The sequence below is a fragment of the Rhodococcus sp. KBW08 genome (genome assembly GCF_003852455.1).
In the GTDB taxonomy this organism is placed as follows: domain Bacteria; phylum Actinomycetota; class Actinomycetes; order Mycobacteriales; family Mycobacteriaceae; genus Rhodococcus_F; species Rhodococcus_F baikonurensis.
Window position 1 is genome coordinate 72,291 of record NZ_QAJJ01000016.1, and the last position, 13,786, is coordinate 86,076.

Genomic DNA, 13,786 nt, shown 5'->3' on the forward strand with positions numbered 1-13,786 from the left:
ACTGTGCTGTGCGCCTTTATTAACCGCCCGCGGTTAATAAAGGCGCACAGCAGTTTTAGCGAGGGTTCTCGGCTCCAACTGCCTGGGCGATCGACGAGAAGCCGGCTGCGCGCACGCGCTTGGCTATGCCTTTGTGGATGCTGCGGGCCCAGAACGGTCCGCCGTAGATGAAGCCCGTGTATCCCTGCACCAGCGTCGCACCGGCGAGGATGCGCTCCCACGCCTGATCGGCTGTCTCGATACCGCCGACCGAGATGATGGTCATCTTGTCGCCGACCCGGGCGTACAGGCGCCGAAGTACTTCGAGGGAGCGCTCAGCAACCGGTGCACCGGACAGCCCGCCTGCCCCGAGTTCAGCCACCTCGGCGTCCGGGGTCTTCAAACCGTCGCGGCGGATCGTGGTGTTGGTCGCGACGATTCCGGCAAGTCCGAGTTCGACTGCCAGATCGGCGACAGCGTCGACGTCCTCGTCCGAGAGGTCGGGCGCGATCTTCACCAGTACCGGCACGCTGACGGTGTCGAGCACGGCCTGCAGGATCGGGCGCAGTGATTCGACGGCCTGCAGATCACGGAGTCCGGGTGTGTTCGGCGAGCTGACATTCACGACCATGAAGTCGGCCAGCGGACCCAGAAGCTGCGCGCTGGCGGTGTAGTCGGCAGCGGCGTCGGCGGCTTCGACGATCTTGGTCTTGCCGATGTTGGCACCGATCGGGACCGTGACGCGGCGCTGTCGCAGGAAGTTCGCCGCGTGACCAGCGCCGTGGTTGTTGAAGCCCATCCGGTTGATCAGAGCGCGGTCGGCCGGAAGACGGAACAAACGCGGCGCGGGGTTACCGGGCTGAGCCTGGGCCGTCACTGTTCCGACCTCGGCGAAACCGAATCCCAACGGGCCCCAGGCGTCGACTCCGGTGGCGTCCTTGTCGAAGCCTGCGGCGAGGCCGAGAGGTGCCGGGAACGTCAGACCGAAAGCCTGACTTCGCAGTACCGGGTCGTCGACGACTAGGACTTTTGCGACCAGCCAGCGAAGGGGAGCGAACCGTGTCACCAGTTTCATCGCGGTGAAGGCAATGTGGTGGATGCGTTCCGGCGGGATCCGGAACATCAGGCTCAGCAGCAGTTGGTACACGATTCTCCAGCTCTTCGATGGTGTGATTTCGTCAGCGGTTTCGATAGCGGCGGGCTCTGGGTCGTCTGTTGAACGATCAGTGCTGAATGCCGTCCGGATCGGTCACGTGCAGCGGCGTCTTCTTCCGCTTGAGAAGCACACGACGACTGCCGTCGGGGTACAGACGGACCCGGGAGAGTTCCCATCCGCCGAACTCGGCGGAGATCGCCAGCCGCATCGACGCGGTGACCCGCGAAACGTTCGGTGGTAGCCGGAGCGGCACATAGTCGAACTTGTCGTCCGACGTTTCCCACTGCGCGGGGATCCCGCGCGTACGCTTTTCCATCAGTTCTCCCGTGACGGGATGACCTGCAGCCCGTCACCGATTGCCGATCCGACGATCAGATTGCCGTTGGAAGAGTCTACGGCCAACGAATTCGGCTGTCGCACCGTCTTGAACCGTCCGGTCTCCACGGGGATGCCGGACGACAGATCGAAGCCGACCACTTCGTTGGTCGCGGTCAGCGTGACCCACACCCGATCAGCGGTCTCGTCGTAGGCAACGGCGTACGGCGACTCGCCGACGGGGTAGCGCTGGTGCATCAGGAGCGGATCGGCAGTGAAGACGAGCAGTTCGTTGCCGGTGGTGTCGGTGACCAGAATGCGTCCGAAGCGATCGGTGGCCAGATGTGTTGCGCCCTCACCGGCGCGGAGAGCGACGCCGAGTTTGCCGTCTTCGAGATTGATCGCGGTCAGCGAGGTCTGACGGTGATCGAGGGCGCTCAGGTTGTCGCCGGTGACCGCGAGTTCGTCGACGGATGCGAATCCCGAAACCGTCTGTGACTGATCGGTCTTCGGGTCGACGATGTGAACTGAACCATTGTCCGTGCCGATCGCGATACGGCCGTCGTCGAGCTCGACCGCGGAATTCGCCTGGCCGTCGACAGGGGTGGACGTCTGTTCGCCCGAAGTCAGATTCAGCTTCACTACCTGGCGATCCATCGACAGGAGAGCGCTACCGTCAGAGCCGATCGACACGTCGCGTACGTCGGAATCCAGGGCTGTCGGACGACCTGCCGAGGCGGGGTCGGCGCCGGCCAAACCGTCCGAAGGGACGACCAGCACCGACCGGGGGTCGTTGGCAACCACGACAGCGCTGCGCGTGACCGGGTCGAATGTGATGGAATCGATCAGACCTGAATACGGGTGAACCACGCCGTCCGGGGTGCTGGTGGTGGCCGGTGAGACCGCTGCCGTAGCGGGATCGATCGTGATGAGGTCGTCTCCGCCATCTCCGGAAGAACATCCTGTGACCAGCAGAACCGCCGCCCCCATTGCTGCTGCAGTGGTGCGGATCCCTAGGCGAGCCATGTGTAGTTCCTCTTTTTCTTGTCATCTGTTCTTCACGCAGTGCGACTGTCATCGATCATCCCTGATCGCAGTCGGGCGCCGTTCATCGCGTCGAGGAACTACCGACCATTCCGCTCACACCCTTGACGCGATACCGTACGAACAGCGATTGCGGTTGACGCTGCAATCACCGAGGAGATCATTGTGATTCCCACAGAACCCACCGATTCCGGCGCACAGCCGCCCGAACCGGCGCGGCCGGGCTTCGAGATCGAGGACCTCACCGTCGGGGCTCATGCACACGGTTTCGGCAGGTCCGACGGTCGAACTTTCGCGTTCCGCGTACGCAAGAGCATGCTGTTCGTCGAGGTATACGGCGAATACTGCGAGCACAGTGTGCCGACCCTGTCGGACGTTGTCGCCACGGCGGAGCGATCGGTGACCGACATCGATCTGACTGACGAGCGAAGCATCGCCGGTGTGGTCCGTGACGCAGTTCTCTCGACCGAGACTGATTGGTCACATCCCGATATCGGTGACGGCGATCGGGAGGGCGACGGACGCAGCCTGCCGACGGTGAGAGCCGTCCTCCACAGACTGGGATCGATCATCGATTCTGTTCGGTGAACTCTCGGCGCGGGATGACCAGCGTCGCTCCGGTTGTCGGATGCGGGAACACCTCGACCGGATAGCCGTAGACGCGGGTCAGAAGCTCTTCGTGCAACACCGATTCCGGGGGACCGTCGGCGGCGATGCGACCGTTCTCGAGTACGACGATTCGGTCGGCATACGCCGCTGCCAGCGCGAGATCGTGCAACACCACGACGACGGCATCGCCGTCGGCAGCGCGGGCGCGTGCCACGGACATCACCGCTTCCTGGTGTCCGAGATCGAGTGCTGCAGTCGGCTCGTCCAGCAGGATGGTCGACGTCTCCTGTGCCAGTACCCGGGCAAGAGCGACCCGCGCCTGCTCGCCGCCGGACAGGACGGCGAACGGCCGATTGGCGAATCCCTCGACATCGCAGGTCTTCATCGCCGCAGCGATAGCAGCGCCGTCGCGGTCTTCTCGGTCAGTTCCGGCCCAGGGCGAACGTCCCATGCGAACGACCTGGCGAGCGCTGAACGAAAATCCGATGGTGTGTTTTTGGGGGAGCACCGCGCGTCGGCGCGCCATGTCGATCGGCGACCACTGAGTGAGGTCAGTACCTTCGACGTCCACCCGCCCGGCGATGACGGGCTGATCACCGGCCAACGCCGCAAGAAGAGTCGACTTGCCGGCGCCGTTCGGTCCGACGAGGACGACCACTTCTCCCGCCCGGACTTCGATGGACACGCCTTCGAGAATGTGTCGACCACCGCGTTCGACGGTGATGTCGCGCGCCTCGAGCGTGACGTCACCGACGGCTGGGCTCTCCGGTTCGGGAGTGACGCGGCCGAACAGTTCGCGCCAGTTTCGTATGAGGCTGCTCATGCCCATCCGCCCTGTTGCGCGCGGGTGCGTCGGAGAAGCCAGAAGAAGAAGGGTCCGCCGACCAGCGCGGTCAACATCCCGAGCGGCAGGTCTGCGTTGTCGATCAGCGAACGCGAGCCGAGATCAGCGACCAGCAGAACCAGTGCTCCGGCCAAGGCGCTGGCGGGAATCAACGCGCGATGGCCAGGCCCGACGAGAATGCGCATCAGGTGCGGAACGACCAGCCCGACGAAAAGAATGATGCCGGTGAAGGCAACGCTCGCGGAGACGAGAAGGGCGACGATCAGTACCGCGAACTGGCGCAGTCGTTCGACGTTGACGCCCAGATGACGAGCCGCGTGTTCGCCGAGAGCCAGCAGGTCCAGACGTGGGGCGATCATCATCGTCGCGGCAATCCCGACGACGGCCATCGGAGCCACGATCAGGACGGCGTTCCAGGAAGCGCCGTTGAGTGAGCCGAGTTGCCAGAACACGATCTGATCGCGAGCAGACGGGCTGGCCACGAACGTGAAGAACGCAATGAGGCCGCCCGCGAACGCATTGATCGCAACGCCGGTCAGAACGAGCGTCACCACTTCGGTTCGGCCTTCGTGCCGAGCGAGCAGGTAGACCGCCGCGGTGGTTACGAGCCCGGCGACGAACGCAGCGGCAGCCACGGCCCAGCCGGCCACGAACGTGCCGCCGACGACGATGACAGCACTCGCGCCGACCGCCGCACCCGCGGACACTCCGATCACTCCGGGCTCGGCGAGCGGATTGGAGAACACACCTTGCAGTAGCGCTCCGGAACATCCCAGCGCCGCGCCGACACAGATGGCGAGCACGACGCGGGGGAAGCGAACCTCCCACAAGGTCACTTCACCACTGGGATGGGCGGGCATCGGACCGAGATCGAGGCCGATGCTGTGCAGGATGCTGCCCAAAACCTCGAGCGGCGACGTCGGAACCTGACCGATGCACGCCGACAGCACTGCCACGATCACCAGAGCGAGGGTCAAACTGATCAGAACCGCACTCACCCGCGACCTCGATGCGGGGCCGGATGCCGACTTGTCGGCACCCTTGACGTCGTGTGAATCCTCGGCTCCGGGCCCAGACTTACCTGTCTCTGTCTTGCCTGTTTCTGTACTCACGAATCAGCACTCACGAATCTCTGCTCACGATCCACCAGGCGCGTAGATCGCTTCGGCGAGGGCCGCCATGACACGTCCGGTGTTCGGCCCGAAGCTGAGTAGCACCCCGTCCTCCATGTCGACTACGTTCTTGTTCTTTCCAGCCGGTGTCTGAGCGATGCCGGGGACCTTTTCGAGGCCGTCGATACCGCCGATCGACGCCAACCCATCCGTCATCATGAGGAGAGCGTCCGGCGCGGCTGCGATCAGCGCCTCGCTGGTAATGGGCACGAACTGTTGGGTGATGCCCGAGGCCGTGCCTGCATCGGTGGCACCGAGCGCCTCGATCAAGGAATCGGCTCCGGAACCCTCACCGCCGATCATGGTGATGGCCGATCCTCGCATGTAGAGGAACGCGATCTTCAGTGGATCACCCTCGTCGGGAACCAGGTCGCGAGCTGCAGCGATCTCCGATTCGGTTCGGTCGACAAGCGCGGCGCCCTGCGCGGGAACGCCGAGGGCGTCGGCGACGGCCTGGAGCTGACTCGGCACACCTTCGAGTGTTCGGGTGGGATCGAAGAAGACGACGGGAACACCCGCAGCGCGCAACTGATCCTGGACGCTCTTGGGCCCGATACTCGTGTCGGTGAGTACCACGGTGGGATTCAAATCGAGGATCGCTTCGGTATTGAGCGATTGGCCGCCGACCGTGACAACCGGCACGTCCGCGACTGAAGGGAACTTGGCTGCGGTGTCGCGGCCCACAAGATTGTCACCGAGTCCGAGAGCTACCGTCGTCGTTGCGAGCGTCCCGTAGCGGTCGGCCGCCACGATCCGGCTGTTGTCGGTGATGGTCACGTCGACGCCGTCGAAGCTCTTGACCGTCACGGGCAGAGTCGCGGTCGGGTTGTCGGCCACGGGAACCGGGCTGGAATCTTCGAGTACCGCGGTCCGGGCACCCGGCGAGGTCGTGGAATTGTCGCTGGAGCCGCAAGCGACCAGACCGAACCCCGCTGCTGCGACCAGTGCCGCCGCGGCCAAGCGCTTCATCATTTGACGAGGTAGCTCTCGATGTCGCCTTCGAGATCGGCGAACAGGTCACCGTTGAGGCGGTACGCCAGATTCACCTCGTCGATGAAACGCTGCTGCTCTTCGGCGGGAATCTGCAGTGCATCCAGATTCGAGCGGTAGTCGTCCTTGAAGGGCTTCGGCTTGGGGATGCCTTCGAAGATGTAGAAGCGAAGTCCGTCGGTCTCGAAACCGTACGCGCGCTCGAGCATGCGCCGGATGATCTGTCCGCCGGACAGATCGCCCATGTAGCGCAGGTAGTGGTGAGCAACGAAGCCGGCAGGCCAGTCGAACGCCACCTCCTTGAGTCGGGCGATGTAACGCTCGGTCGCGGGTAGTGCCACGAGTTCGTCGCGCCAGTTCGGTCCGCCGAGGAACTCGAGATCTGCTTCGAGTGAAGCCACCCGAAGCAGATCCTCGGACAGGAACGGAGTGACCAACTCGTTGTCGGCGTGCGTGCGGCCGGCCTCTTCGAGGCTGGTGTAGACGAGATACGTCTGTCCCAGGAGAGCGGCGTAACCCGCGGTGGTCAGTTCGCCACCGAGCAGAGCACCCACGAAACGCGACTGCTCGGTCTCGCGGTGCGCTGCGTCCGTCTCGGTCTTGATTCGTTCGGAGAAGGGGGCTGCGTCTGCGGAAAGGCTGTCTACGTCGAGCGTGGTCATTGATTCTCCTGAGGCTGTAGTCAAGCGTTGCCTACTAGGTTAGCCTGCCCTCGCCAAGACGATACCTCCGGTATTTCGATCAGCGGGACGAACTAAGCGCTCACGTCGTCGAGAGCCGCGGCAATCGCTTTCGGCAGTTCCAATTCTTCGGTTGCCAGTACTCCCGTCAACTGGGCGAGATCACGCGTACCGACGACGGCGCTGGCCACCCCGGCACGATCGCGTGCCCAGGCCAGTGCCACCGCCAGTGGAGAAGTACCCAGACCGTCGGCGGCGGTAACGACTGCGTCGACCACCCGGATCGAGGAATCGGTCAGATAGCTCTGCACGTCCTGTGAATGTGCCTCGTCGGCGCCGCGGGAATCGACGGGAATGCCGTCGCGGTACTTGCCGGTCAGAACGCCGCCCGCGAGGGGTACTGCGGCGAACACTCCGACGCCGTGATGGGCCGCCGCTGCGAACAATTCTTCCTCGACGCCGCGCGCCAGCAACGAGTACTCGGCCTGCGTCGCGGCGAGTGTTGTTGCGCCACCGGCTCCGACGGCCGTTGCGAGCTGCCAGCCGAGGTAGCCGCGCACTCCGACATACCGCACCTTGCCGCTCGAGACCGCGTAGTCGAGGGTTGCTGCAACCTCGTCGACGGGCGTGAGCGGATCCCAGGTTGCGACCTGCCACATGTCGAGGAAGTCGGTTCCGAGTTCACGAAGAGTCGCGTCGAGCTGGCGGAGCAATCCGCGCCGCGAGCAGTCGACGCGGTCGGTGCCGATCGGAGTGGGATCGATGCCGGCGCTCGAGCTGATGATGAGTTCGTCACGTGGAACGACGTCGTCGAGCAACTCGGCGAGGATCCGTTGCGCCGCACCGGCGCCGTACGCGGGCGAGGTGTCGACCAGGGTTCCGCCGGCCTCGGCGAACGCGAGTAGCTGCGCAGCGGCCTCGTCGCCGTCCGTGTCGCGTCCCCATGTCAGTGTGCCGAGCCCAAGTCGCGAGACCCGAAGTCCGCTCGTTCCGACAGATCTGTGCTTCATAACCGCCTGCATCTCGCGCCCGACTCGTGTGCGCAAGTGCGGCACCCGAGAGATCTCACCACGTGCAGACTAGTAGGCGCTCGCCTCGAGTCGGGGTATTCGGACACGGACGTGCCGGGCGCGGCGCGGCACGGTGGGCCCCGGTAGCGTGGCGCCGGTGAAACGTGAACCCGACACACGAAACCTGTGTGCAGTAACCCCATTCGAATCAGCCGGGATCGGTGAGTGATGGGCGAAGCGATGACCTGGCTCCAGGCCGTGATCCTGGGCCTCGTGCAGGGATTGACCGAGTTCCTGCCCATCTCGTCTTCCGGACATTTGCGAATCGTGTCGGAGATATTCTTCGGCAGTGACGCCGGTGCGTCGTTCACCGCGGTGACGCAGCTCGGCACCGAGTTGGCGGTCCTGATCTACTTCGCGCGCGACATCGTGAGGATCATCACTGCCTGGTTTCGGGGTATGTTCAACGCCGAGCACCGGGGAGATCTCGATTACCGGATGGGCTGGTACGTCATCATCGGCACCATCCCGGTCGGCATCCTCGGGTTCTTCTTCAAAGACCAGATCCGTACCGGCGCACGCAATCTGTGGCTGATTGCCACGATGCTGATCGTGTTCGCACTCGTCATCGCCGCTGCCGAGTACTACGGACGCAAGACGCGTCCGATCGAATCGCTCACGGCGCGCGACGGCATCATCATGGGTTCGGCTCAGGCGCTCGCGCTCATCCCGGGTGTCTCACGTTCGGGTGGCACGATCAGTGCCGGTCTCTTCCTCGGGCTCACCCGCGAGGCTGCGGCACGCTACTCGTTCCTGCTGGCAATTCCGGCGGTTCTCGCCTCCGGCCTCTTCAGCCTCCCGGATGCCTTCGAACCTGCCGGTGAGGGTCTGAACGCGAGCGGTCCGCAGTTGCTGGTGGCAACCGTCATCGCCTTCGCAGTCGGTTATGCAGCGATCGCCTGGCTGCTTCGATTTGTTGTCGATCACTCCATGTACTGGTTCGTCGGATACAGAATCGCTCTCGGCGTAGTCGTCCTTGCGTTGCTGGCCACAGGGGTCGTGTCCGCGACATAGTGCCCGTTTCGACGTCGACCACCCGTCCGTGCGGCCACCGCCCCATTAGGGTTGTGGAATGACAGTTGTCCTACTGCGGCACGGGCGGTCGACGTCCAACACTGCCCATACCCTGGCCGGTCGAACGCCGGGTGTGGAACTCGACGACCACGGCCGGAAACAGGCCGAAGGCGTCGTCGATCGGCTGGTCGGTCTGGACATCGCGGAGATCGTCCGCTCGCCGCTGTTGCGGTGCGAGCAGACGGTCGGCCCCATTGCCGTCGACCGTGGTCTGACACCGGTCGTCGAGGATCGCCTCATCGAGGTCGATTACGGCGACTGGACGGGTCGCCCGCTCAAGGAGTTGTTGGAAGAACCGCTCTGGAAAGTGGTGCAGCGCCACGCTTCCGGTGCAGTGTTTCCCGGCGGTGAAGGGCTCGCTCAGGTACAGGCGCGAGCCGTCGCCGCGATCCGAGAGCACGACGCACGGCTGGCCGAAGAACACGGCAAGGACGTCGTCTGGATCGCGTGCACGCACGGTGACGTCATCAAATCGGTTCTCGCCGACGCGTTTGCGATGCACCTCGATTCGTTCCAGCGCATCGTCGCCGAGCCCGCCTCGGTCAGCGTGATTCGCTACACGGCGACACTGCCGTTCGTTCTGCGAGTCAACGACACCGGAGACGTGCTCGCCGCGATCGGCGCAGCGAAGGCCGCGACCAACGGTTCGGCTCCCGCACAGGAGTCAGTCCCCGGCGGAGAGGTCGGTGCGTGAGCTGTGACGGATAATGGGTATTCAGTGATGTTCTGCTCGAACTCGAGGAGGTGCAATGTCGCGCGCGATTCACGTATTTCGCACTCCTGACCGATTTGTCGCAGGAACGGTGGGCGAACCCGGTGACAGGTCTTTCTATCTCCAGGCCGTGCACGAATCACGGGTGGTGAGTGTGCTGCTCGAGAAGCAGCAGGTTCAGGTCCTCGCCGATCGCATGGGTCTTCTCCTCGAAGAGGTGCATCGACGCTTCGGTACCGAAGTTCCGCCGCAGGCCGACGACGTCTCCGATCTCAGCCCACTGGTCACTCCGCTGGACGCGGAGTTCCGGGTCGGCACGATGGGGCTCGGTTGGGACGCCGATGCCGGTGCGGTCGTCGTGGAGCTGCTTGCCGTCAGTGAGACGGAGTTCGACGAATCGGTTGTCCTCGACGACGCCGACGACGGTCCGGACGCTGTCCGTGTGTTCCTGACCCCGGAGCAAGCGCGTGAATTCTCGCTGCGGTCCGAGCGCGTCATCGCGGCGGGACGCGCTCCGTGCCCGCTGTGTGGTGAACCGTTGGCGCCCGAGGGACACGTGTGCATCCGCACCAACGGATACCGTCGCGGCGAGTCCTTCGGTTTTGCGATCGACGACGCAGACGACGACGAGGTCTGACGTCGTGTCCGAACCTGGTGTGCCGGACGTTCTGCTCGAGGGTGATCTGACGCTCATCGGTCAGATCACGACAGCGAGCAACGCCACGCTGGTGTGCGAGTCGACTCTGGGGGAGCAGTCCACCCGTGTGGTCTACAAGCCGGTGCGTGGGGAGCGTCCCCTGTGGGACTTCCCGGACGGCACTCTGGCGGGGCGTGAGGTCGCGTCGTACCGGGTGTCCGAGGCGCTGGGCTGGGGTGTGATTCCGCGAACAGTGTTGCGGGACGGGCCTTTCGGGCCGGGAATGGTGCAGCGATGGATCGACACCGTCGATCGCCGTGCGGACGGATCTGGCGGACTCGAGATGGTCGACCTGTGCAGTCCCGGCAATGTTCCGCCCGGGTGGTTCGAGGTCCTGCAGGCCTTCGACTCGGAGGGCGAACCCGTCTCGCTGATCCATGCGGACGATCCACGGCTGCAGCGAATGGCCGTTCTGGACGTCCTCATCAACAATGCCGACCGCAAAGGTGGTCACGCGCTCGAAGGCGTCGACGGCTCGGTGTACGGAGTTGATCACGGAATTTGTCTTCACTCGGAGAACAAGTTGCGGACCGTGTTGTGGGGCTGGGCCGGCCAGCCCGTACCCGGTGCCTTGATCGCCGACGTCGCCGAATTCGCGACAACCCTCGACGGGGATCTCGGGGACGAGTTGTCCGAACTGATCACCGAAGAAGAAGTCGTGGCCTTGGCCGTGCGGGCGATGCAGTTCGCCGAGTCCGCGGTGATGCCCGAACCGAACGGCCATCGAACGATTCCCTGGCCGGCTTTCTAGCCGCGCTTTCTACTCGCGCGCAGGTTCTTGCTGTTCGCGAGTTGCCGTCTTCAATCCGGGCGAGCGAACCAACCGCAGTAGTTGTTCGCGCAGCGCGGCGACGTCCCCGACACCGACGGTCAATGCGGCGTCTTCCTTCTCGAGCGTGAGCAGTCGCTCGTAGGTGAGTCGTCCGGCGTCGGTTATCGCGATCACGCGCCGACGTTCGTCGCGCGGATCGGTGTCTCGGGTGACGTAACCCGCTCGTTCGAGGCGATCGATGGTGCGGCTCATCGTTTGATCGGTTACTCGGGCATTCTTTGCGATGTCGCGTTGCGACGCGGGTCCACCGGCGATGGAGTGGAGCACGATCAGTCCGGCGTGCGTCATGTCCTGAGACCGCAGAACCTTCTCCCACGAGTGCTCTACCAGGCGCGCAGCGGTGGACAACAGTCGGCCGGTTGGCCAGTCGTCCAGGCCGTCGCTACTCATGTTCGTGCCTTCCGTTTGCAATTACTCAGCATGCTGAACAAAATAGTCGGCAAGCCCTCTCTGCTGCCGATCCCTGGAGACCCAGTGAGCACACCAGTACAAAATCGTCCTGTTCGTCGCCTTCGATGGATTGTGCCAGCTCTCCTCGTGATCGGCTGGCTGGCCATCGGAGGATTCGGCGGGCCGTTCGCCGGAAAGCTCAGCACGGTGCAGCAGAACGACAACACGTCGTTCCTGCCGGCCTCGGCCGAAGCCACCGAGGTGGCGAAGCTTCAAGAGAGCTTCACGGACACACGTTTCGTGCCGGCCATCGTCGTGGCGGAACGATCCGGAGGACTCGAGCCCACCGACTCCACCTTCCTGTCCCAGGCCGTCGATTCGTTTGTCGGTACCGAGGGATTCGGAGACGCCGCATCGCCGCCGATCCCGTCGGCCGACGGGCAGGCGCTCCAGATGTTCCTGCCCGTCGACAGCACCCTCGAGGTCAAGGACAGCGTGAAAGCGCTGCGCGCGGCGCTGGAGTCGAGCCCCGACGGACTGACAGTCAAGGTCACCGGTCCCGCCGGGCAGGTTGCGGATCTGTCGGCGGCATTCGCCGGTATCGACGGACTGCTGTTGTTAGTTGCCGGATCCGTCGTGATCCTGATCCTGATCGTCGTCTACCGGAGCCCGATCCTGCCGTTCGTGGTGATCTTCTCGGCGATCTTCGCGCTCGGATTGTCGAGCTTGCTCGTGTATCTGCTCGCCGACGCGGACGTCATCGCACTGAACGGTCAGAGCCAGGGCATCCTGTTCATCCTCGTGTTCGGTGCCGCCACCGACTACGCGCTACTTCTGGTCTCTCGCTACCGGGAGGAACTGCGGATCGAGAAGGACAAGTACGCAGCAATGCGCACTGCGTGGCGCGCGACGCTCGAACCAGTTGCAGCATCTGCCGGAACGGTCATCGCGGGCGTTCTGTGCCTGTTGCTCTCCGACCTGAACTCGAACCGCGGACTCGGTCCGGTGGCCGCCATCGGCATCGCCGCGTCCTTCCTCGCATCGATGACGTTCCTACCTGCTGTCCTCGTTCTGTTCGGGAGGACGGCGTACTGGCCGACCACACCGAAGTTCGACGCCGACCGCGAGCACCACGACGAGGCGAGCGATCACCGGTTCTGGGCCGGGCTCGCTGCTCGAATCGGTCGGCATCCGCGCCGCTTCTGGGTGGCGTCGACGCTGGTGCTTGTGATCTTCGCGCTGATGATGCCGCAGTTCAAAGCCAGCGGTGTCTCTTCGTCCGACATCTTCTTGCTCGACGTCGATTCGGTTGCAGGCCAGGAGATTCTCGGTGAGCACTTCGACGCGGGTTCCGGGTCGCCGGCGGTGGTGATCGCCAATGCCGACCAAGCCGATGCCGTCGTCGAAGCGAGTCGCGTCGAAGGTGTCAGCGATGTGAGTGTTGTCCAGAACGGGGGAGCACCTCTGGTGGTCGACGGACGAGTCTCCCTGCAGGCGACGCTGACTGACGCTGCCGATTCGCTCGCGGCCGAAGACACGATTGTTCGGCTACGTGATGCAGTTCACGCCGTCGACGGTGTCGATGCGTTGGTGGGCGGTGTGACCGCGACGGACCTCGACACCAAGACCACCTCGACGCGGGACCGGACACTGATCATTCCCGTGGTGATCATCGTGGTCTTCGTGATTCTCTCGCTCCTGCTGCGCTCGCTGCTCGCACCGCTGCTCCTCATGGGCACCGTTGTGCTCTCGTTTGCTGCGACACTGGGCATTTCGTCGCTGGTGTTCGACCACATCTTCGGCTTCCCGGGCGCGGATCCGGTGGTCCCGCTGTTTGCGTTCGTGTTCCTCGTGGCGCTGGGAATCGACTACAACATCTTCCTCATGACGAGGGTGCGTGAGGAAGCGCTGAAGATCGGCACTCGGGCGGGTGCGCTGAGGGGACTCACCGTGACCGGTGGAGTGATCACCTCTGCCGGAGTTGTTCTGGCAGCAACCTTCTCGGCGTTGGCGGTGATCCCGCTGTTGTTCCTCGCACAGATCGCGTTCATCGTGGCGTTCGGTGTCCTACTCGACGCCCTGATCGTCCGATCCTTGCTGGTCCCGGCCTTGACCTACGACATCGGTCAGAAGATCTGGTGGCCGAGCAAGCTCGCGTCGACGCCCGAACCGGAGCAGGATCAGCCAGCACCTTCCCAGCCCCAGAGCAGTCTCCACTAGGC

Annotated in this window: 15 protein-coding genes; 6 read left to right on the forward strand and 9 right to left on the reverse strand. The window is 64.1% G+C overall.

Translation table 11 applies throughout. The annotated features are described in order from the left end of the window. Window positions 1–55: 55 nt before the first annotated feature. The 3 genes from DBV08_RS19340 to DBV08_RS19350 form a co-directional block, all read right to left on the reverse strand. Window positions 56–1,126, reverse strand: coding sequence for a quinone-dependent dihydroorotate dehydrogenase (locus tag DBV08_RS19340; protein WP_124568532.1), 1,071 nt, complete (start codon window positions 1,124–1,126; stop codon window positions 56–58). 76 nt (window positions 1,127–1,202) lie between these two features. Continuing rightward, the gene (locus DBV08_RS19345) at window positions 1,203–1,451 is read right to left on the reverse strand and encodes a DUF5703 family protein (RefSeq protein ID WP_003946171.1); all 249 of its coding nucleotides are present in this window, start codon (window positions 1,449–1,451) and stop codon (window positions 1,203–1,205) included. Continuing rightward, on the reverse strand, window positions 1,451–2,476 hold the full coding sequence (locus DBV08_RS19350; RefSeq protein WP_124568533.1) for a hypothetical protein: 1,026 nt from the start codon (window positions 2,474–2,476) through the stop codon (window positions 1,451–1,453). Before DBV08_RS19350 ends, DBV08_RS19345 begins: the two co-directional genes overlap by 1 nt. Before the next feature lie 183 nt (window positions 2,477–2,659). Between DBV08_RS19350 and DBV08_RS19355 the strand changes: the two genes are divergently transcribed. Beyond that, a complete protein-coding gene (locus DBV08_RS19355; protein ID WP_124568534.1) occupies window positions 2,660–3,082 on the forward strand; it encodes a hypothetical protein in 423 nt (140 codons plus the stop codon). On the opposite strand, the gene DBV08_RS19360 is transcribed toward DBV08_RS19355, so the two are convergent. From DBV08_RS19360 to DBV08_RS19380, 5 genes are all read right to left on the reverse strand, one after another. Beyond that, window positions 3,063–3,926, reverse strand: a complete 864-nt coding sequence (locus DBV08_RS19360) for a heme ABC transporter ATP-binding protein (protein ID WP_095970257.1) — start codon at window positions 3,924–3,926, stop codon at window positions 3,063–3,065. The genes DBV08_RS19355 and DBV08_RS19360 overlap by 20 nt on opposite strands. Further along, window positions 3,923–4,945: an iron ABC transporter permease gene (locus DBV08_RS19365; protein WP_095970064.1), complete on the reverse strand. Its 1,023-nt coding sequence runs from the start codon at window positions 4,943–4,945 to the stop codon at window positions 3,923–3,925. The genes DBV08_RS19360 and DBV08_RS19365 overlap by 4 nt, the downstream gene beginning before the upstream one ends. 138 nt (window positions 4,946–5,083) lie before the next feature. Further along, complete coding sequence (locus tag DBV08_RS19370) at window positions 5,084–6,091, reverse strand: hemin ABC transporter substrate-binding protein (RefSeq protein ID WP_124568535.1); 1,008 nt, start codon at window positions 6,089–6,091, stop codon at window positions 5,084–5,086. After that, the gene (locus tag DBV08_RS19375; RefSeq protein ID WP_124568536.1) at window positions 6,088–6,771 is read right to left on the reverse strand and encodes a heme oxygenase (biliverdin-producing); all 684 of its coding nucleotides are present in this window, start codon (window positions 6,769–6,771) and stop codon (window positions 6,088–6,090) included. The genes DBV08_RS19370 and DBV08_RS19375 overlap by 4 nt, the downstream gene beginning before the upstream one ends. A 92-nt stretch (window positions 6,772–6,863) precedes the next feature. Further along, a complete protein-coding gene (locus tag DBV08_RS19380; RefSeq protein WP_003946175.1) occupies window positions 6,864–7,799 on the reverse strand; it encodes an aldo/keto reductase in 936 nt (311 codons plus the stop codon). 228 nt (window positions 7,800–8,027) lie between these two features. Here DBV08_RS19380 and DBV08_RS19385 point away from each other — a divergent pair, with 228 nt between their 5' ends. Genes DBV08_RS19385 through DBV08_RS19400 form a run of 4 tightly spaced genes read left to right on the forward strand, consistent with a single transcriptional unit; the run spans window position 8,028 to window position 11,093 of the window. Then, a complete protein-coding gene (locus tag DBV08_RS19385; RefSeq protein WP_124568537.1) occupies window positions 8,028–8,873 on the forward strand; it encodes an undecaprenyl-diphosphate phosphatase in 846 nt (281 codons plus the stop codon). 58 nt (window positions 8,874–8,931) lie between these two features. Further along, on the forward strand, window positions 8,932–9,627 hold the full coding sequence (locus tag DBV08_RS19390; protein ID WP_003946173.1) for a histidine phosphatase family protein: 696 nt from the start codon (window positions 8,932–8,934) through the stop codon (window positions 9,625–9,627). A gap of 55 nt (window positions 9,628–9,682) precedes the next feature. After that, window positions 9,683–10,282, forward strand: a complete 600-nt coding sequence (locus tag DBV08_RS19395; protein ID WP_003946200.1) for a DUF3090 domain-containing protein — start codon at window positions 9,683–9,685, stop codon at window positions 10,280–10,282. Between the two features lie 4 nt (window positions 10,283–10,286). Further along, complete coding sequence (locus DBV08_RS19400) at window positions 10,287–11,093, forward strand: SCO1664 family protein (RefSeq protein ID WP_095970069.1); 807 nt, start codon at window positions 10,287–10,289, stop codon at window positions 11,091–11,093. A 9-nt stretch (window positions 11,094–11,102) separates the two neighbouring features. On the opposite strand, the gene DBV08_RS19405 is transcribed toward DBV08_RS19400, so the two are convergent. Then, a complete protein-coding gene (locus DBV08_RS19405; protein ID WP_095970070.1) occupies window positions 11,103–11,564 on the reverse strand; it encodes a MarR family winged helix-turn-helix transcriptional regulator in 462 nt (153 codons plus the stop codon). A 30-nt stretch (window positions 11,565–11,594) separates the two neighbouring features. On the opposite strand from DBV08_RS19405, the gene DBV08_RS19410 reads away from it, so the two are divergent. Continuing rightward, entirely contained in the window at window positions 11,595–13,784 is a 2,190-nt protein-coding gene (locus DBV08_RS19410; RefSeq protein ID WP_260395656.1) for an MMPL family transporter, read from the forward strand. Window positions 13,785–13,786 lie beyond the last annotated feature (2 nt).